Below are 18,241 nucleotides of genomic sequence, written 5' to 3'. Positions count from 1 at the left end.
TGGCCGTGGGGAGGAATCGGTTCTTCTGCGATGCAGGTCAGGGGTAGCCCATCCGCTGTCAGGGCGGATGGGCGTCTGGTCAGACGTTGCGTTGGTTCTCCACATACCTCTTCACGATCTCCAAGGTTGCGCCGCCAACGGTGGCAACGAAGTACGAGTTGGTCCAGAGGGTTGGCATCCGGGTTTTCAGGTGCGGAAACTCGGCACGTAGTAGCCAGGAGGACCTGCCCTTGATGCCCTTGACAAGGCGGAGGATGCCGTACTGCGGGTCGCAGGTGACCAGTAGGTGCACGTGGTCGGGCATTGTCGCAAGCTCCACGATGGGCGCGTCTGGTTCGGCGCACACCTCGCGGATGATCTCTTTCAGCCGGGTGTCGACGTCGCCCCTGATGACGGCGCGGCGGCACTTGGGGCACCAGACCACGTGGTAGGTACAGCGGTGGGACGACGTTGGTCGACGGGATCCTCTGTTCCCGTATCCAGTTGTCTGCTGTACAGTGGCGGCGTGACAGAGGCGGCGCGTTACACCTACCGCCTGCGGCCCGGCCGCATCGCGGAGGCCGCACTGCTGGCCGAGGCCCGGCGCACGTTCGCCTGGCTGCGCGCCGGTTCGCAGGTCGCTCAGCAGCAGACGCTGCGCACCTACGGTGCCGCCCTGGACCACTCGTTCACGGTCAAAGGCCGGGGCCGTCCGAAGAAGAAGCGGCTCAAGGACAGTCTGCCGTCGCTGGGGTACACCACCCGGGGCCTCTCCATCAAGAGCGGGCGGCTGTGCCTGCCCGGCCAGGTGACCGTCCCGGCCGTCTGGTCCCAGGGCGTCACGCCGTCCCGGGGCTACCTGACCGCCAAGCGGCAGGCCGCCCGGATCGCCAAGAAGGCGGCCCGGCAGAACACCCACGACGCCCGCGTCCGGGCCAAGACCGTGGTCGAGCACCATGCGCTGATCGCCGTGGAGGATTTCAAGCCGACGTTCCTGGCCAAGACCAGCATGGCCCGCAAGGCCGCCGACAACGCGATCGGCGCATGCAAGCGTGAACCGATCGAGCGTGGGACGCGGGCGGGCCGGACGGTGGTGCTGGTGCCGCCCGCCTACACGACCATGACCTGCTCCGTGTGCGGCGAGAGAACCAATCTCCGCCTCGGACCGGGCGTCCGGACCTTCGAGTGCACGGCCTGCGGTTACACCACCGGCCGTGACCTCAACGCTGCGAGGACGATCCTTGCCACAGCGGAACGCCACCGTGCCAGCGCCGAAGACGTAAGGCATCAGATCGCCTCCTTCCGGGACGGTGGATCAGATGCAGTCCGAGCTGGGAATCCAGGGCCTTGCCCCGGAGGGAAATCCCCCGGATTCATCCGTGGGGATCGTCAACGATCAGCCTCACCGCAACCTAGGGCCCTCATTTGCGTACGTCAATGCGGCTCGTCGAGGAAACCGGGATGAGCAGCCTTCTCCTCGGCGAGGCGGCCGTTTCGTCGCCCGGCATGGTCGGCCTGTACCCGATCCATGCGCAGGAACGGGAATTCATCGACATGTACGGCAGCGCCGCGTTCCTGGAATGCGACAGGGACGTGTTCGCTCCGGCCCGGGGATCAGCGGTACGGCATCCGCTGAGCGCCTTCGGGTCGATCCTTCACGAGACCGACTGGCAGAACCGGGACCACGCGTACGGACCGGCATCGCCTGACACCCCCGCTCTGCTGTCCGGCCTGGTGTCGGGTGATCGTGACCTCGTCCGGGCCGTTCTCGGCCATCTCGGCGGCACGCTGATCCACCAGGGATCGGTGTATTCGGCGACCGGGCCGGCCGCCCGGTACATCGCCGCGCTCCTCGCCGATCCGCGCCGGCGGGAAACGCTTGTTCCCGAATGGGAACGGGGAACGAAGTATCCACTGCGGGCGGCTCTGCTGGCCTGGCTGGGCAACATGGCGTACGAGGTCAGCGACTTTGCTCTGCGGAAAATCCGGATCTGGACGGGTGAACCGGACTGGGGTCCCCCGGCCGGTTTCCGCGAGATCCGGGAGACCTTCCCCGCGGTGTTCGCCGGGGTGGCCGCATGCCTCGACGACCCGGATCCGATGGTGCGGGAGGCGGCCCTCGCCACCGCGGTCCGGCTCGTGGAGTCACCGGCGCTCGCGCACCGCCGCGACGAACTCGCCCATCCGGTCAGGTCGGTGCTGGCGGTCAGCGCGGAGGCGGGACACCGGCGCCTGGCAAGCGACGCGCTCAAGTCCTGGAGCTCCGCCGACTGGGCCATCACCGACGAGGATCTCTGGGGTCCACCGAGGACGGAGAACCAGGACGGTCCGCCTTTCTGAGAAACGGTTAGCATGGGAGCGGCAGGTGCGGCCGGCCGCTCGCGCCCTTCGGGGTTCGGTGAACGCACTCGGCAGTGCATGGTTCGATCAACGCCTTTCCGGCCGCGGTCGAAGCGGACAATGCGAGCATCCGCCTGGCGAACCGCGGGAAAGGCCGACACCGTGACCTCCCCGACCGACCATGCGAAGAACCTGGCCCGGCGCCTACGTGACGACCTGGCCACCGCCGGGGTACGGATCCCGCACAGCCTCGCCCTGGAGATGGTGGCCCACCAGCTCGGCGCCAAGGACTGGAACGTGGCCGCCGCCGCGTTGAAGCGGCCCGAGGCCGGGCCCGGCGTGCCGGTGCTGCGGGTGATGTCCGTCGCGCTGGCGCTGCCGTTCTACCTGGACTGTCTGGGGTTCCGGCTCGACTGGGAGCACCGGTTCGAGCCCGGCACACCGTTGTACGTGCAGGTGTCCCGCTCGCGGACGGTTCTGCACCTGTCCGAGCACCACGGCGACGGCAGCCCGAACGGCGTCGTCTGGATCCCGGTCGCCGACGTGTACGCCCTGCACAAGGAACTGCACGACCGCCCGCACGCCCCGATCCGGCCCGGCGTCGACCCGGACGCGCCCGGCGGCCCGACCATGGAGGTCATCGACCCGTACGGCAATGTCCTGAGGTTCGCGCAAACCGATTGAGATGACTGTCGATCTCCGGGGAGGATGGGCGCCATGCAGGTGGCAGTGCTCGCAGCCCTCTCCGGTCTGATCGGGATCATCCTCGGACGGTTCTGGGACACCCGTTCGGAGTCCCTGCGCTGGCGCCGTGACCAGCGGATGCAGAGCTATCAGGCGGTCGCCGGCGAGTTCTACCGGTACCGGGACGCGATCCGTGAACTCGGCCGCGCCCCGGCCGCCGGACCGGAGCACGACGAGAGACTCGCCGAGGTGAGCCGGTTGCGCACCGACTGGAACCGCAGCCTCGCCGCGCTGTGGCTGCACGGCTCGGAGCGGGCCGCGGCGAGCGCCCTGGCGGTCGATCACCAGTTGAGCAAGCTCGGCGCCCGGGCCCGGGCCGAGGTCATGAGCGACGAGCAGTGGCCGCGGTTCCGGGAGCCGGCGCTCGCGGCGTACGACGACTTCGTCGACGCGGTCCGCCTCGACCTGAACCTCTCACCACTGCGGGCGCTGCGCGGCGGGGCGTCGACCCGGGCGCTCGGCGCGGGCGCGGATCTCGGCGACGAGAGTTAGGTACGGGTCCCGTGCGGCTGCATCCTGGCGAGCCCGAGGCGGTCGACCGGCGGGAGATCACCCTGCCGGAGGTCGCCCGGCGGCTGGTGGGCATCACGGCGGCACGTCCGGTGGTGGTCGCGATCGACGGGCGCGGCGGGGCCACTGCCGTCTGGGTGGAGGGCACCGGCGTCATCCGGGAAGAGCTCGCCCCGTGGCTGGACGCCTCGGTGTGGATCCAGGGCGACCTCGACGAGCAGGAACGCCGGCTGACCGCCCGCGACGGCGACTCGCCCGAACAGCGCGCGCACGTGACGGCCTGGCTGCGCGAGGAGCTGCCGTTCCTGCTGCGGGAACAGCCGTGGCGCCGGGCCACCATGATTCTCACCCCCGGACCGGATGATCGGATGTTTGCGGCGCGCCTTTGAATCGCGATTCCGCGACGGTCGTCTATTGTGGCATGTCCTGGGGAAGTCGAGATATTACGCGGCAAATCCGGCGTACCGGCGCTTGCCTATGATCTCGTTCACGGAACAGGATGGGAGGCCGAATCCGACTGGAAGGAATGAGCATGCGCCAGCAATTCCCCGACCGGACCGATGAACAATTCCTGCAGAGCGCCCTGGCCGGCATCAACAAACTGCGCGCCAAGCACGGTGTTCCGCCGCTGACGCTCGATGACACGCTCGTGCAGTACGCGAAGTCCCGCGCCGCCCTGATGTCCACCCAGGAAGGGCTCAGTCACGGGCACGCCGGGCTGGACGCCAGATACGGCGAGAACGCTTCCTGGAGCGCCTCCAGCGCGGAGGTCGTCGGCGGCGCCGACACGGCCAACAACGGCTGGTACAGCGAGATCTCGGATTACAAGTTCGATGATCCGGACTCGAGCGGGCCGGGCGCGACCGGGCACTTCACGCAGCTGGTGTGGAAGTCCAGCACCAAGGTCGGTTTCGGCCGCGCATTCGGTAAGGGGTCGAAATGGTGGGAGACCTACATCGTGGCGAACTTCTCGCCGTCCGGGAATTATGAGGGCCAGTACAAGGACAACGTACCGCGGCCGATAGCTTAGCGAACGGTGACACGAGGCGGGCACGATGTGCCCGCCTCGACGAAAGGGGAGCACATGCGCCCGCAAATGCCCGACCGGACCGATGACGAATTCCTGCAGAACGCGCTGTCCGTCATCAACGATCTGCGCGCCAGGCACGGTGTCCCGAATCTGACGCTCGATCCACGGCCGGGAAGGCCGGGCACTTCACGCAGGTGGTGTGGAAGGCCAGCACCGCTGTCGGGTTCGGCCGGGCGTTCGGCGAGGGAGCGCGGGCCTGGGAGACGTACATCGTGGCGAACTTCCTGCCGCCAGGGAACTTCAACGGGAAGTATCGGGAGAACGTGCTTCCGCTGATCGCATAGGCGTACGCCGGAAAAGGTCCTCGAGAAGCGTGACCAGGCCGGGGACCGCGGGATGCGCCGGAGGTTCACGCCAGGCCACGTGCAGGTCGATGGGCGCGGCGTCGGTCAGCGGGCGGTACGCGATCGCCGGATGCGGGTACATGACGGCGGTCGCGGTGCTGGTCACGCCCACGGTGTCGCCGGCGGCGATGGCGACCAGCCAGTCGTCGGTGTTGGCGACCTCGACAGTCGTCGCCGGGGCGGCGCCGGGTGGCCACAGGTCCAGGCTGGTGGTGCCGGTGACCGTGTTGATCGCGATCGGCCAGCCGGTCAGGTCGGCGAGCGACAACCGGTCGCGGGTGGCGAGCGGGCTCCCGGCGGGCACGGCGGCGACCCGGTCCTCGGTGGTCAGCAGCTCGGTGCGTACGCCGGGAATGTCACCCGGATCCCGCAGCACCGCCGCATCGGTGCGGCCCTGCAGCAGCCCGGCGCTGCGATCGTCGATGCGCAGCAGCCGCAGCGGGATCCCGGGGTGGGCGTCCTGCCAGGCGCGCAGCAGGGTGGTGGTGTGCTCGCCGAGCGCGGACCAGGCATGCCCGAGCCGCAGCGGCCAGGTGCCGGCGCGGGCCGGATCGAGCACGTCGTCGACGGCGGCGACCGCGGCGGCGGCCCGGTCCCGGAACGCACGGCCCGCCGGGGTGAGTTCGAGATGATGGGTCGACCGGTCCACCAGGCCGGCCCCGAGGTGGGTCTCGAGCTGGCGCAGCGTGCGCGACAGCGCCGGCTGGGTGACGTGCAGCCGGGCCGCGGCGCGGGTGATGTTGCCCTCGGCGGCGATCGCGAGGAACGCTCTGAGGTGCCGAAACTCGGCGGTCATAACCGGGAAGCATAACCAGTAGGGGTTCCGGCATTTCCGGGGCGCGTTGCGGCGGGCATAGCGTCGGGCCGTGACTTCGGTAGGACTCGTGCTCGGCGCGGCACTGTCGGTGCAGTTCGGCTCGGCGGTGGCGGCGCTGCTGTTTCCGCAGGCGGGCGCGGCCGGCGTGGTGGCGCTGCGGCTCGGCATCGCGGCGGTGCTGCTGCTGGCCGTGTGCCGGCCCCGGGTCCGCGGGTACCGTCGCGGCGACTGGCTGGTGGCGGCCGGTTTCGGGGTGGCGCTGGCCGGCATGAACGGGCTGTTCTACCAGGCCATCGACCGGATCCCACTCGGCCCGGCGGTCACCCTCGAGGTGCTCGGCCCGCTCCTCCTGTCGGTGGTGACGGCGCGGCGGGCGGCGAGCTGGCTGTGGGCGGCACTCGCGTTCGGCGGCGTGGCGCTGCTCGGCTACCAGGGTTTCGAGCGGCTCAATCTGGCCGGGGCCGGGTTCGCGCTCGGCGCCGGGGCGATGTGGGCGGCGTACATCGTGTTCAGCGCCCGCGCCGGCCGCCGCTTCCCGAGAACCGACGGGCTCGCGCTCGCCCTGACCGCCGCCGCCGTGATCTCCCTGCCGATCGGCATCGCCGACGCGGGCAGCGCCCTGCTGAACCCGGCCACGCTCGGGCTCGGCGCGGTCGTCGCGCTCCTGTCGTCGGTCCTGCCGTACTCCCTGGAGCTGCGGGCCCTCCGCACCCTGCCGACGTCCACGTTCGCGGTGCTGATGAGCCTCGGCCCGGCGATCGCGACGCTCGCCGGCTTCCTGGTCCTCCACCAGCGCCTCTCCCTCCTCGAACTCGCGGCGATCGCCCTGGTCATCGCGGCCAGCGTGGGCGCGGTCCGCACTCCCGTGAAACCCAAGGATCAAACCCCCGCTCTGGTACGCACCGCCCCGTGACTCCTCGCCGAAAGAGGCGGCCGGGATCGATCGTCCGGCCAATCCCGACCGCTGCCCGCTCCCTCAGGCCGACCGCCGGGATGGGTCGCGGCCCAGCAGCACCAGGATCTCGGTGAGCGGATCCGCGCCCGCCGGAACCGGAAGAGCCGGACCGAACGGCGCGCCCGGAGCGAGCCGATCCGTCCCGTCCGGCACCGACCGCGCGATCTCCAGCGCCGCCGTCACCGCCTCCCCCGCCGGCCGGAACTCGACCCCGAGCGTGTGCGCCACATCCCACCCGTGCACCACGTAGTCGACGAGGTGGAACCCGACCGCCAGGCGCCCCGGCACGGTCGCGTTGAACTCGGCCAGGTGGAACGGCCGCTCGAAGACGTCCCCGGCGGAGAACGCCTCCAGCACCTCCGCGACCGCCTCCCGATATCTCACCGAGGCGTCGGCGCCCGCCGCCTCCTGTCTCCAGACCGCGAGATCGTCACCGCTCCCCCGCGCCGCCGCGGCGAACCCGTGATGCTGAGCGGTCATGTGCCCGATCAGCACCGCCAGGTCCCAGCCGGCACACGGCGTGGGGAGCCGCAGATCGGCCTCGGTCACCTTGTCGATCAGCGTGACGGTGTCGTGCAGCACCGCCCGCGTCGGCTCAATCGTATGCATGTGCTTACGATCCGCTCCAGCTTACGAATAGTCAAGGCCGCGGTAGGTGATAGGAACAGACCCGTGGAACGGGAAGATCTCGGCGCGATGGTGTTCCGGCTGGGCAGACGGCTGCTCGCTCTGGAACAGCCGATCCTCGCCCGCCACGACGTGCCCATGTGGGCTTACGCCGTCCTGACCGCGCTGCACGAGAGCCCGATGCGCACCCAGGCCGCCCTGGCCGAGAGCATCGGCGCCGACAAGACCCGCCTCATCCGCGTCCTCGACGACCTGCAGCGACGCGGCCTGATCGACCGCGAGCCCGACCCCGCCGACCGGCGCGTCCGCCTGCTCGCCCTCACCGCCGAGGGCCGCCGGATCCATCAGACGATCCTCGCCGAGATCCGCGCCGCCGAGGCGACCCTGCTGGCCACCGTCCCCGACGCCGATCACGAGGCTTTCGTGCGGACACTCATCGCCCTCTCGGCCCGCTGACCGCACCCACCAGGCGTCAGCACACGCGCGCCCGCTCTGCCTCCGCTGGTGGAGCCCGGTCCCATAGCCGACCTCGAGAAAGATCGCGGGCCGCGGCCGGGCCAACACCAGCGGGGTGGAACTCTGCTCTCTCATGGCGGTAGTTCTACCGACCGGCCCCTAACAAGGCCCTGACGACGCCTGTCACTCCACCATGGCTCAGAGCGCCGGATAGTCGGTGTACCCACGAGCGTCCGGCGTGTAGAACGTCCCCGGGTCCGGCGCGTTCTCCCCGGCCCCGGCCGACCACCGCGCCACCAGATCCGGGTTGGCCAGCGCCGCCCGCCCGACCGCCACCGCGTCCGCGAAGCCTTCCGAGACCAGCTCGGCGGCGGCCTCGCGGGTTGTCTGCGAACCGAAGCCGCTGTTCAGAATGACCGGAACCGCAGCCGCGTGGCGCAGCTTCTGCACCAGTTCCCCCGCCGGTTCGGCGTGCAGGATGTCGACGAACGCCAGCCCCAGCGGCGCGAGCGCCTCCGCCAGCACGGTGTAGGTGGCGACGACGTCAGCCGGATCGGTCTCCAGCGCGCCCTGGATGTTGTGCTCCGGGGAGATCCGCAGGCTGGTCCGGTCCGCGCCGATGGCCGCCGCGACCGCGGTGACGACCTCGATGGCCAGGCGGGCGCGGTTGGCGGGCGATCCACCGTACTCATCGGTGCGGGTGTTCGCCGCCGGCGACAGGAACTGGTGGATGAGGTAACCGTTGGCGCTGTGGATCTCCACACCGTCCAGCCCGGCCGCGATGGCGTTGCGGGCGGCTGCCACGAAACCGTCGACGATGCCCTGGATCTCGTCGGTGGTGAGCGCCTGCGGCTCCGGGTACGCCGCCTTGCCGGACGGGATCCGGGTCTCGCCGGGAGCGGCGATGGCGCTGGGCGCGACGATCCGGCCGGTGCCGCTGATCTCCGGGTGGGAGATGCGGCCGCCGTGCATGATCTGCATGACGATGAGGCCGCCGTCCTGGTGGACGGCGTCGGCGACCCGCCGCCAGCCGGCGACCTGCTCGGCGGTCTCGATGCCGGGCTGGCCGATCCAGGTGCGGCCCTCACGCACCGGCCAGGTGCCCTCGGTGATGATCAGGCCGAGCGAGGCCCGCTGGCGGTAGTACTCGACGAGCAGGTCTCCGGGAACCCCGTCGGCGCCGGCACGCAGCCGGGTTAGCGGCGCCATCACCAGGCGGTTGCGCAGGTCCAGGGCGCCGAGACGCAGCGGAGTGAACAGGCTCATGACGTGTCCCATCAAGAGGTAACGGATCACGTGGAACGGTAGTTCGAAGTGGTACTGAGTACCACCTCAGCACCGGGTACGCTCGTGTCGTGAAGGACACACCCCGAACCTCACTGCGCGAGCGGACCCGGCAGGCGATGCGCGCCGAGGTCAGCGCCGTCGCGACCCGCCTCTTCGCCGAGCAGGGCTGCGACAACACGACGGTCGAGCAGATCGCCGCCGAGGCGGGCCTGTCCCGCACCACGTTCTTCCGCTACTTCGGCACCAAGGAGGACGTGGTCCTGACCTGGCTGGAGGACCTGGGCCCGGCACTGGCCGCCGCCTTCACCGAGCGCCCCGCCGACGAGCATCCGTGGACGTCGCTGCGCCGCACGTTCGACGTCCTCACCGCAATCAACGCCGACACCCCCGAGCGTTCCCTGGCCTTCCTGCGCCTGATCGAGGCCAACCCGACGATGCGCGCCCGCCACCGCGAGAAGCAGGAGGGCTGGGAGTCCCTGCTGGTCCCGCTGGTCGCCGCCCGCCTCCCCGGCGGTCTCCCGGCCGGCCCGGATCCCGCGCCCCGCGCCCTGGTCGCCTCCGCCGTCGCCTGCCTGAACGCCGCCATGCAGGCCTGGGCCGACAGCGGCGCCACGATGTCCCGCGACCAGCTCCTCGACCGCGCCATGCGCATCCCGTTCAGCTGAAGATCAGAACCATGCTTTCGTACGGGCCACGCACGGTCCCGTGCCTCGCGGCGGCCACGGCAGGCGCCCCCTCCCGACCGTCCCGCGGCTCACCGCCATGCATGCCCGTCCCGGTTTCCCCTCGGCTGGTTCTCAGGGCTGTCTCAGCGGCGCTGAGACAGCCCTGAGAACCAGCCGGACAACCCACGCCCTACGTCATCGCCCGTCGCCAACCATGTGGAGAACCGTGCCCAGGCCGTGCACCGCGCCTTCCGTGCGCGGCAGGATCAGCGTGCGGATCCCCAGAGCCGCCCCACCGACGTCGTCCCGCGCGCTGTCCCCGACCATCAGCGTCCGGCTCCCCGGCTCCCCGAGGATCTCCAGCGCGCGGGCGAAGATCGCCGGATCGGGCTTGACGACGCCCTCCTCGAAGGAGAGGACGACACCGTCGACCAGCTCACCGATGCCCACCCGATCGAGGAGCGGACGGATGTCCAGGCCGATGTTGGACAGCACCGCGACCCGTACACCCCGCGCCTTCAACTCCCAGAGCACCGGGAGCGTGTCGGCGAACGGCACCCACTGATCCGCCATCACCGCGTACAGCGCGGCGGTCAGATCCGGTTTGACGCCGGGGTACAGCGCCACCGTCCTGGTGAAGACGTCCCGGTGCCGCTCATGGCTGAGATCGCGTTCGCTGCCCGGATCGATGGTGTGCGCGTGCTGCCAGATGTGGTCGAGGAATTCACGCAGGCCCGCCAGCTGGTCGGCGCTCAGGTCCGGCGCCGGGCTCCCGTCCTCGTCGAGGCGGCGGAGCGCGGCGTCGACCCAGCTTCCCGCATCGCCGCCCCCGACGAGGGTGGTGTGGAAGTCGAAGATGACGGCGCGGATCGGTTCGGGCGTGATGTCGATGGGCATGCCGCAGCGTACCGAGCGGAGCCGTCCGATCAGGACGTGACCGGAACCGGCTCCGCGGCGGGCGCCACCCGGGCCGGGCGGTCGATGAACAGCAGGACCAGCAGTCCACCGACGGCGAACACCCCGGCCCCGAGCAGATAGCTGAGCCGGAACGCGTCCTCGGCGGGCAGCGCCACCGGCCCGTACGATCGGGTCCGCGCCGCCAGGATCGTGATCACCAGAGCCCCGCCGATGGTGCCGCCGACCGTACGCATGATGGAGTTGACCGAGTTCGCGATCCCGGTCTCCGCCGGCTCGATGTGGCTGACCAGAAGCACCGGCATCGCCGCGTACGCCAGCGCGATCGCGCAGCTCGCCACCACGAACGCCGTGATCGTCTGCACCCGGTTGTCGTGCAGCACCGCCAGGGACGCCGTCCCGGCCGCGGCCGTCCAGCAGGCGAGCGCCAGCGCGTTCCGGGCCCCGATCCTCCCGAGCAGCGGACCGGCGAGCGGGCCGACGACCACGCTGACCGCGGCCCCGGGCAGCAGGAAGACCAGGCTGGTCTCCAGGGCCGTCGCGGTGAACCCGAACCCGGTCAGTTCCCGCGGGCTCTGCACCAGGTAGCTCATCGCGAGTTGCAGCGCGAACATGGCGAACCCGACGGTCATCGCGGCCAGGTTGGCGACCAGGATCGGCCGGCGCCGCAGCATCGTCATCGAGACCAGCGGCGCGTCCATCCGGCGTTCCAGCAGGTAGAACCCGGTGAGGATAACGGCCGCCGCGGTGAACAGCAGCAGCACCCGCGGCGACGACCAGCCCCAGCTGTGTCCCTGCGAGATCGGCAGGAGCAGGCTGATCAGCCCGGCCGACAGGACCACCGCGCCGAGCACGTCGACCCGTCCGCCGGCGCCGGCCCGCCGTGGCAGCGTGCACGCCAGCGCCAGGGCGATCGCGCTGATCAGGGCGCAGAGCCAGAAGATCCGCCGGTAGCCGGCGTCGCCCTGCATGAGCAGCCCGGCGGCGACCAGCGCGGCGCCGCCGCCGATCCCGAGGGTGGAGGAGACCAGGGCCATCGCGCTGGTCAGCCTGGCGGGCGGGAGCTCGTGGCGGAGCAGGCTCAGTCCCAGCGGGAACAGCCCGAAGCTGGTGCCTTGCAGCACCCGGGCCGCGATCAGCCAGCCCACGTCGTGCACGGTCGCGGCGAGGACGCTGCCGGCGAGGGTGACGATCAGGGTGCCGACGAAGACGGGTTTGATGCCGACGACGTGTCCGAGCCGGCCGAGCAGCGGGGTGCAGGCGGACGCGGCGAGCAGCGTCGCGGTGGACACCCACCCGACGGTGGTGGCGTCGGCGCCGAGCTGCTGGGCGATCTGCGGCAGCACCGGCACCGGGATCGACTGGATCAGGCTGAGCAGGAAACTCGCGGCCGCTGCGGCGATCAGGAGCAACCTCGGGCGTACGGGTGGGGTCACGGCCGCTTACACTAGCCCTCTTATTCGACACTGCGTCGAAATTTTTGATCGCAGCGTCGAACGTCACGGTGAAAGGCACTGTCGAGCATGAGACGCAGGACCGGACCGTCGAAGGGCGATCTCCGTGAGGCCGCGATCCTGGACGTGGCCCGGCGGATGTTCGCCGAGCGGTCCTACGAGGCGGTCACCATCGACGATCTGGCCGCCGGGGCCGGCATCTCCCGGACCAGCTTCTACTTCTACTTCCCGACCAAGCCGGCGGTCCTGACCGCGCTCATGTCCCGGCTCTCGGACGACTTCGCGGCCTCGCACGTGTGGTTCGACAGCTCCGGTCCCGCGCCCGATCTGCTGCGCGAGCAGTTGCTGATGTCAGCCCGGATCTGGCGTGCCAATGCGGGCCTGCTGAGCTGCTCGGCCACCGCCGCCGCCTCGTCCGAACCGTTGCGTGACCTGCTCACCCATTCCAAGAACCGTTACGACGAACGCGCCGCCGCCAAGATCCGCCGCGACCAGGCGGACGGCACGGCCACGACCGCGATCGCCGCCGCCCGGCTCGCCGAGATGATCTCCGCGATCCGTGACACCCAGTACGCCAAGCTCGACCACGCCTCCGACCCCGACCTGGAGCAGATCGTCGACACCCTGGTCACCGCCATCCAGCGCCTCGTCTACCGCTGAAACAGCGTGTGGAGTAAGGGCGCGTATGACGGCCGACCTCAACACGCCCGGTGAGGCAGGTCCGCCGGCCAGCGTGGTCAGCCTGAGGCATCGCCGGGCGTTGGTATGGTTTCGTGACCCAGTCTCCGAACCACGTCGCGAATGGCCGCATCGCATCTGGTGAAGCAACGATGACGGCCTTGCGGGAGGTAGGAAGATGCGGCGTTCTCTTTCGGTTTTCGGGGCGGCTGCGCTGGGTGTGACACTGGCGGCCGGGTGTGCGGGTTCGCCGCAGCGATTGGACGGGATGGCGACGCCGGCGGGAGTCGCCTCGTCGGCAGCCTCTCAAGCGTCACCGTCGTCGGCCCCGGCCTCAGCGCCGTCGGCTTCGGCTTCGGCTTCGGCTTCGGCGTCAGCGCCGACGTCGCCGGCGACGTCGCGGACGACGACGGCACCGCGCGTTCCGGCGTCGATTCCGGACCGGGCGTTTCTCGGGGCGGCCGATGTGACGGAGGCTCAGAAGCCGAACCGGATCCCGGCGGTGATCCCGGAGCTGTGCGGGGCCGGTCATGCCAGCGATGCGCTGGCCGGTGTCCGGGGTGGCATGCACGTCATCTACAAGGATCCGCAGGCGGCGCCGGAGAACGGCCCGGTCGGCGTGGTCGACCAGTCGATCACCGTGTACAAGCAGGACGGTGCCGAGCGGTTCCTCAGTGAGTTGCGGGCGAACGTACGCGACTGCCCGCAGGGCAAGCGCGGGCCCTCCACGTACAAGTACCGGTCGCTGGGATCCGCGGGGGTGGGCGACGAGTCGGTGTTGATCGAGGGCAGCACTCCGGCCCGCGGTGACGACGGCGAGCTGTCCGGTTCGGGCAGCACGTACCTCTACCTCGCGGCGGTCCGGGTGGGCGACTCGGTGACGCTGCTGGAGCTGTCCGGCTGGGAGTCGATCTCGGGCGAGCGGTCGGATGCCGAGTCGCTGACCCGCAAGGCGGCGAAACGACTGGAGGACTGGCGCGGCTGACCCTCGGCCAGCGGGGCGGACCAGGCGGGGGTGACCGGGACGGGCATGCATGAGCCGCACCCGGGGACGGTCGGGAGGGGACGCCTGCCGTGGCGCCGCGAGGCACGGGACTGTTCGTGGCCCGTACCGGAGCGTGGTTTCAGGCGGTGAGGCCGGGAATGCCGTAACGCGCGTCGAGGGCCTGCATCGCCGCGCCGGCCGCGATGGTGTTCTCGGCGAGGGCGGACAGGGACACGTCGACGGTGAGCCAGTCGGCGCGGGGCACCTGGGTGCGAACCGCGTGGGTGACGGCGTCGAGGTAGATGTCGCTGTGGCGGACCAGGTCGGCGCCGGCGAGGACCACGTGGCCGAGGTCGAGGGTCTGCAGCAGGTTCACGACGCCGACGGCGAGGACCCGCGCTGCCAGGGCGATGTCGCCGGACCGGAAGGCCTGGTCGTGGACGGATTCCAGGCAGCCGTGGCGGCCGCAGGCGCAGCGCGGGCCGTCGAGCTGGAGCACGGTGTGACCGAACTCGCCGGCGTTGGTGTGCGCGCCCCGATGTGCGGCACCGCTCAGCCACAGGCCCGCGCCCACGCCGGTCTCGACCATGATCAGGGCGGCGTCGCGGAAGCCGGGGCCGCGCCGCCACGCCTCGGCCGTGACGCCGGCGGTGACATCTTTGTCGACGTGTACGGGCAGGCCGAGCGCCTCCTGCGCGAGCGCGGCGAGCGGCACGTCGTGCCAGTGCCGCAGCCGGTGCGCGCCCCGGACCGTGCCGGCCGCGTGGTCGAGCGGCCCGATCATGCCGATGCCGACGCCGACCAGCCGGTCGCCGAGGTCGCGGGCGGCGCGCAGCAGCCGGGCCTGTTCGGTGAGGACGGTGAGGAGCTGCGCGGGGGTGAAGTCGCCGGGCAGCGGGGTGACGGTGGACGCGAGGACGGCGCCGGCCAGGTCGGTGAGGGCGAGGCGGAGGGTACGCCGGGACACGTGCGCGCCGATCGCGTAGCGGCTGCCGGGCACCAGCTCGTACACCCCGGCGGCCCGTCCGGTGGCCGGCCGCCGCACCCCGGCCGGCGCGACGACGCCCTCGTCGAGCAGGCGGGCGAGGACCTTGGAGACGGCTTGCGGGGTGAGCCCGGTGGCCTCGGCGACGTCACCGCGCTCGAAGGTGGCGGTGCCGCGGGCGAGGGCGATCACGAGGGCTTCGTTGTACCCGCGCAGGAATGTCTGGTGCACGCCGTCACGATAGCTGGCGGGTTTCGCAACGGCGTTGCTAAAGTCCGCGGCCATGGAACATCTCACCACCCGGCAGCGCTGGACGGCCCTGCTCGCGCTCGCTCTCGGCGGCGTCGCGATCGGGCTCACCGAGTTCGCCGTTATGGGCCTGCTGCCCGACATCGCCCGCGACCTGCTCGGCGGGGACTCCCCCGGCGAGGTCGCGCATGCCGGGTGGACGATCACGGCGTACGCGCTCGGAGTCGTCGCCGGCGCCCCGCTGATCGCCGCCCTGACCGCCCGCTGGCGACGCAAGCGCCTGGTCCTCGCGCTCCTCGTGCTGTTCGCCGCCGGGACCGCGGCGTCCGCGCTGGCCCCGTACTTCGGTCTCGTGCTGGTGGCCCGGTTCGTGGCGGCGCTGCCGCACGGGGCCTACTTCGGCGCCGCCGGCCTCCTGGCCGCGTCCCTGATGGGTCCGGGCAAAGAGGCGCGAGGGTACGCCGCCGTACTCAGCGGTCTCACCATCGCCAACCTGGTCGGTGTCCCGGCGATGACCGTTCTCGGACAGGCGGCGGGGTGGCGCGCCTCCTACGGAGTGATCGCCGGAGTCTTCCTGCTGACCCTGCTCGCGGTTGCCGTCACGGTGCCCGAGGCGCCCGCCGGAGAGGCCGGTTCGGCGCGTGCCGAACTGCGCGCCCTGGCCCGCCCACAGGTCTGGCTCGTCGCCGCCACCGCGGCTGTCGGTTTCGCGGGGTTCTTCGCGGTCAACAGTTACATCGCCCCGGTCACCACCGAGGTCACCGGCCTGTCCGCAGGGACCGTGCCGTGGGTGCTGGTCGCGTTCGGCCTGGGCATGACGGTCGGGAACGCGCTCGGCGGCTGGTTCGCGGACCGGGATCTGCGGCGGGCGATGCTGTACGGGTTCACCGGCGTGATCGCGGCGATCCTGTTCTTCGCGTTGTCCGCACCGAACACGGCGGGGCTGTTCGTGGGCGCGTTCCTGGTCGGGGCGACCAGCCTGTTCCTCGGGCCGGCGTTGCAGGCGCGGCTGATCGTGGTGGCGCCAGGTGCGCAGTTGATGGGTGCGGCGGTCAACCAGTCGGCGATGAACGTGGCGAACAGTATCGGGGCGGCGCTCGGCGGTTTGGTGATCGCGAACGGTCTCGGGTATCTGGCGCCGGCGTGGACCGGGTTGGCTTTGAGCGTGGGTGGGCTGGCGCTGGCGGCGTCGAGTTTCGCCCTGGACCGTGATCGGGTTCGTGCCCGGGTTTGACACCGGCGGCCGTTTCGGTGTGTTGAGTTCGGGCGCGGATAGCGGCCGAACTCAACACACCGCTCCTGCTCGGCGGATCTTGGGCTCGGCATGCCGGGTTTCCGGAGTCGAGGGCACAAGTTCGGGTCGCAGTCGGATCATGTGCGCTCGGCACCGGACACAGATCGACAAGATCTCCGCCGCGAATCCGGTTCCACGAGGCGACCTGCCCGGGACGGCCTATTCGCACAGCCGCCGCAGACCCGAACTCACCACACAACCTGCCCGGACCCAGATGACGACGCGAGCCTGTCCGGGCCAGGCATCCGCGCCGCCGACCGAGCGGGTGACCGCGACGGGCATGCATGACCCGCACCCGGGGACGGCCGGACGGGACGCCTGCCGTGGCCGCCGTGAGGCACGGGACCGTGGCTGGCCCGTACCCCGGAAAGGGTTAAGCGGGATACGGGCTCTCCGTAAGCAGACGGGCCAGGTGGGCGGCATTGGTGGCCAGGGTCTTCGTCGCCGCGCCGGTGGTGTCCGGCTTCGGGCCCGCGTCGCGGTAGTCGATGCCGCCCATCGCTTCGCCGACCCAGTACGTCGAGGCGGACCCCGCGATCGTGAACCCGACGTCGTTGAGGGCCTGCAGCACCTCAGCCGTGACGTGATGCGCGCCGTCCTCGTTGCCGACGACCGCGACCGCCGCCACCTTGCCGAAGGTGAGCAGACGGCCCTGGTCGTCGGTTTCGGACAGTTCCGCGTCGAGGCGTTCCAGGACCATCTTGCAGACGCTGGACGGCTGCCCCAGCCAGATCGGGGTGGCGATGATCAGTAGCTGGGCGTCCAGGATCTTGGCGCGGATGCCCGGCCAGGCGTCGCCGTCGCCCTCGTCGGTGGACACCCCGAACCGTACGTCGTGGTCCACGACCCGGATCACCTCGCCGTCGACGTCGTGGTCGGCGAGCGCGGCGAGGACTTCCCGGCCGAGGAGCTCGGCACTGGACGGGGCGGGGGACGGTTTGAGGGTGCAGCACAGCACCACGGCACGCAGTGAGGAGGTCACACGGCCCGGTTACCCGTTCCGGCCGGATCGACTCCTGTCAGGACCAGACGGCGCGGAGCCGGGTCGCTTCGCCGGCGGCCTGGGCGCGGCCGGCCTCGGCGGCGGCACGGCGGCGGGCCGGGTCGAGGACGTTGCGGCCGATGGCGGCGCGGGCGGCGGCGCCGGGGGTGACGACGGCGCCGCGCACGTCCGGGCCGAGGGCTGCGAGCTGGGCGGCGGGACGGCCGGAACGGCGCACCGACTGGGCGGTCGGGGCGAGCACGACGACCTGGCTGCTGCCTTCGGCGAGGTCGGCGTTGGCGACGGTGCGGACGCCGCCGTCGACGTAGCGAACCCCGTCGATGGTGACCGGCGGCCACACCAGCGGGACCGCGCAGCTGGCGGCAACGGCGTCGACGAGGGGGACGCCGCTGGAGGCGTCGAATACCCGTACGCCACCCGTCTGTGCCTCGACCGCGACGATCCGCAAGCCGGTCGCCGCGGGCCAGCCGGTGTCGCCGATCCGCCGGGCGATGACCGCACGCCGTTCCGCTTCCGGCACCGTGCGGGCGCGCAGCGCTCGGCGGCCCAGCCAGGCGCGACCGCGCGCCGGACCACCCGGCCAGAGACCGGCGATCAGGAACGACAGGAGCACTTTCGGGCCGAGCTTGGCGGCGATCTCCCCGGAGGCGTCGGCGATCTGGTGGGCGAAGAGATCCTTGAGGGGTACGCCGGAAAGCACCTGAGCGGCCACGCTGGATCCGGCCGACGTCCCGACGAACAGGCCGGCATCCGTCAGATCGAGGCCGTGTTCGGTGAGGCCGTGCAGCAGGCCGATCTCCCAGGCGACGCCGGTCACGCCACCGCCGCCGAGAACGAGAGCCTTCGTCATGTCTGCGATCCAAG

At 71.1% G+C, this 18,241-nt stretch carries 21 protein-coding genes; 12 read left to right on the top strand and 9 right to left on the bottom strand.

All coding sequences use genetic code 11. From position 1 onward, the window contains the following. Positions 1-79: 79 nt before the first annotated feature. Positions 80-424 carry an IS200/IS605 family transposase gene (tnpA, locus tag ACZ3II_RS13000; protein WP_465517807.1) on the bottom strand — a complete coding sequence of 115 codons (345 nt, stop codon included), beginning with the start codon at positions 422-424 and terminating at the stop codon, positions 80-82. A gap of 15 nt (positions 425-439) precedes the next feature. Here tnpA and ACZ3II_RS12995 point away from each other — a divergent pair, with 15 nt between their 5' ends. From ACZ3II_RS12995 to ACZ3II_RS12970, 6 genes are all read left to right on the top strand, one after another. Continuing rightward, the gene (locus tag ACZ3II_RS12995; protein ID WP_465517806.1) at positions 440-1,444 is read left to right on the top strand and encodes a zinc ribbon domain-containing protein; all 1,005 of its coding nucleotides are present in this window, start codon (positions 440-442) and stop codon (positions 1,442-1,444) included. After that, positions 1,441-2,319, top strand: a complete 879-nt coding sequence (locus ACZ3II_RS12990; RefSeq protein ID WP_465517805.1) for a hypothetical protein — start codon at positions 1,441-1,443, stop codon at positions 2,317-2,319. The genes ACZ3II_RS12995 and ACZ3II_RS12990 overlap by 4 nt, the downstream gene beginning before the upstream one ends. A 162-nt stretch (positions 2,320-2,481) precedes the next feature. Continuing rightward, entirely contained in the window at positions 2,482-3,003 is a 522-nt protein-coding gene (locus tag ACZ3II_RS12985; protein ID WP_465517804.1) for a glyoxalase superfamily protein, read from the top strand. Positions 3,004-3,036: 33 nt separating this feature from the next. Then, on the top strand, positions 3,037-3,555 hold the full coding sequence (locus ACZ3II_RS12980) for a hypothetical protein (RefSeq protein WP_465517803.1): 519 nt from the start codon (positions 3,037-3,039) through the stop codon (positions 3,553-3,555). Between the two features lie 11 nt (positions 3,556-3,566). After that, on the top strand, positions 3,567-3,962 hold the full coding sequence (locus ACZ3II_RS12975; RefSeq protein ID WP_465517802.1) for a hypothetical protein: 396 nt from the start codon (positions 3,567-3,569) through the stop codon (positions 3,960-3,962). A 137-nt stretch (positions 3,963-4,099) separates the two neighbouring features. After that, positions 4,100-4,603 (top strand): CAP family protein, encoded by a 504-nt coding sequence (locus ACZ3II_RS12970; protein ID WP_465517801.1) that lies wholly within the window; start codon positions 4,100-4,102, stop codon positions 4,601-4,603. 300 nt (positions 4,604-4,903) lie between these two features. On the opposite strand, the gene ACZ3II_RS12965 is transcribed toward ACZ3II_RS12970, so the two are convergent. Beyond that, complete coding sequence (locus tag ACZ3II_RS12965; RefSeq protein ID WP_465517800.1) at positions 4,904-5,803, bottom strand: LysR family transcriptional regulator; 900 nt, start codon at positions 5,801-5,803, stop codon at positions 4,904-4,906. 70 nt (positions 5,804-5,873) lie between these two features. On the opposite strand from ACZ3II_RS12965, the gene ACZ3II_RS12960 reads away from it, so the two are divergent. After that, positions 5,874-6,737, top strand: a complete 864-nt coding sequence (locus ACZ3II_RS12960; protein ID WP_465517799.1) for an EamA family transporter — start codon at positions 5,874-5,876, stop codon at positions 6,735-6,737. Positions 6,738-6,800: 63 nt separating this feature from the next. On the opposite strand, the gene ACZ3II_RS12955 is transcribed toward ACZ3II_RS12960, so the two are convergent. Further along, the gene (locus tag ACZ3II_RS12955; RefSeq protein WP_465517798.1) at positions 6,801-7,388 is read right to left on the bottom strand and encodes a TIGR03086 family metal-binding protein; all 588 of its coding nucleotides are present in this window, start codon (positions 7,386-7,388) and stop codon (positions 6,801-6,803) included. A gap of 63 nt (positions 7,389-7,451) precedes the next feature. On the opposite strand from ACZ3II_RS12955, the gene ACZ3II_RS12950 reads away from it, so the two are divergent. Continuing rightward, the gene (locus ACZ3II_RS12950; RefSeq protein ID WP_465517797.1) at positions 7,452-7,862 is read left to right on the top strand and encodes a MarR family winged helix-turn-helix transcriptional regulator; all 411 of its coding nucleotides are present in this window, start codon (positions 7,452-7,454) and stop codon (positions 7,860-7,862) included. A gap of 198 nt (positions 7,863-8,060) precedes the next feature. On the opposite strand, the gene ACZ3II_RS12945 is transcribed toward ACZ3II_RS12950, so the two are convergent. After that, positions 8,061-9,128, bottom strand: a complete 1,068-nt coding sequence (locus ACZ3II_RS12945; protein WP_465517796.1) for an alkene reductase — start codon at positions 9,126-9,128, stop codon at positions 8,061-8,063. 89 nt (positions 9,129-9,217) lie between these two features. On the opposite strand from ACZ3II_RS12945, the gene ACZ3II_RS12940 reads away from it, so the two are divergent. After that, the gene (locus ACZ3II_RS12940; RefSeq protein WP_465517795.1) at positions 9,218-9,814 is read left to right on the top strand and encodes a TetR/AcrR family transcriptional regulator; all 597 of its coding nucleotides are present in this window, start codon (positions 9,218-9,220) and stop codon (positions 9,812-9,814) included. A gap of 195 nt (positions 9,815-10,009) precedes the next feature. On the opposite strand, the gene ACZ3II_RS12935 is transcribed toward ACZ3II_RS12940, so the two are convergent. Both ACZ3II_RS12935 and ACZ3II_RS12930 read right to left on the bottom strand, forming a co-directional pair. Then, positions 10,010-10,711, bottom strand: a complete 702-nt coding sequence (locus ACZ3II_RS12935) for an HAD family hydrolase (protein WP_465517794.1) — start codon at positions 10,709-10,711, stop codon at positions 10,010-10,012. Between the two features lie 29 nt (positions 10,712-10,740). Beyond that, on the bottom strand, positions 10,741-12,165 hold the full coding sequence (locus ACZ3II_RS12930) for an MFS transporter (protein WP_465517793.1): 1,425 nt from the start codon (positions 12,163-12,165) through the stop codon (positions 10,741-10,743). A gap of 87 nt (positions 12,166-12,252) precedes the next feature. Here ACZ3II_RS12930 and ACZ3II_RS12925 point away from each other — a divergent pair, with 87 nt between their 5' ends. Together ACZ3II_RS12925 and ACZ3II_RS12920 are read left to right on the top strand one after the other, a co-directional pair. Beyond that, a complete protein-coding gene (locus ACZ3II_RS12925) occupies positions 12,253-12,843 on the top strand; it encodes a TetR/AcrR family transcriptional regulator (protein WP_465517792.1) in 591 nt (196 codons plus the stop codon). Positions 12,844-13,327: 484 nt separating this feature from the next. Then, positions 13,328-13,846, top strand: a complete 519-nt coding sequence (locus ACZ3II_RS12920) for a hypothetical protein (RefSeq protein WP_465517791.1) — start codon at positions 13,328-13,330, stop codon at positions 13,844-13,846. Positions 13,847-13,985: 139 nt separating this feature from the next. On the opposite strand, the gene ACZ3II_RS12915 is transcribed toward ACZ3II_RS12920, so the two are convergent. Then, on the bottom strand, positions 13,986-15,062 hold the full coding sequence (locus ACZ3II_RS12915) for an ROK family transcriptional regulator (RefSeq protein WP_465517790.1): 1,077 nt from the start codon (positions 15,060-15,062) through the stop codon (positions 13,986-13,988). Between the two features lie 52 nt (positions 15,063-15,114). Here ACZ3II_RS12915 and ACZ3II_RS12910 point away from each other — a divergent pair, with 52 nt between their 5' ends. Continuing rightward, positions 15,115-16,314: an MFS transporter gene (locus ACZ3II_RS12910; protein WP_465517789.1), complete on the top strand. Its 1,200-nt coding sequence runs from the start codon at positions 15,115-15,117 to the stop codon at positions 16,312-16,314. A gap of 433 nt (positions 16,315-16,747) precedes the next feature. Here the strand turns inward: ACZ3II_RS12910 and ACZ3II_RS12905 are convergent, their stop codons facing one another. Together ACZ3II_RS12905 and ACZ3II_RS12900 are read right to left on the bottom strand one after the other, a co-directional pair. Continuing rightward, positions 16,748-17,356 carry a flavodoxin family protein gene (locus tag ACZ3II_RS12905; protein WP_465517788.1) on the bottom strand — a complete coding sequence of 203 codons (609 nt, stop codon included), beginning with the start codon at positions 17,354-17,356 and terminating at the stop codon, positions 16,748-16,750. Positions 17,357-17,393: 37 nt separating this feature from the next. After that, positions 17,394-18,227 carry a patatin-like phospholipase family protein gene (locus ACZ3II_RS12900; protein WP_465517787.1) on the bottom strand — a complete coding sequence of 278 codons (834 nt, stop codon included), beginning with the start codon at positions 18,225-18,227 and terminating at the stop codon, positions 17,394-17,396. Positions 18,228-18,241 lie beyond the last annotated feature (14 nt).

This window comes from Actinoplanes sp. NPDC019969, from assembly GCF_055562375.1.
Note: the sequence above shows the minus strand (reverse complement) of the source record. Positions and strands in the feature narration are given on the sequence as shown.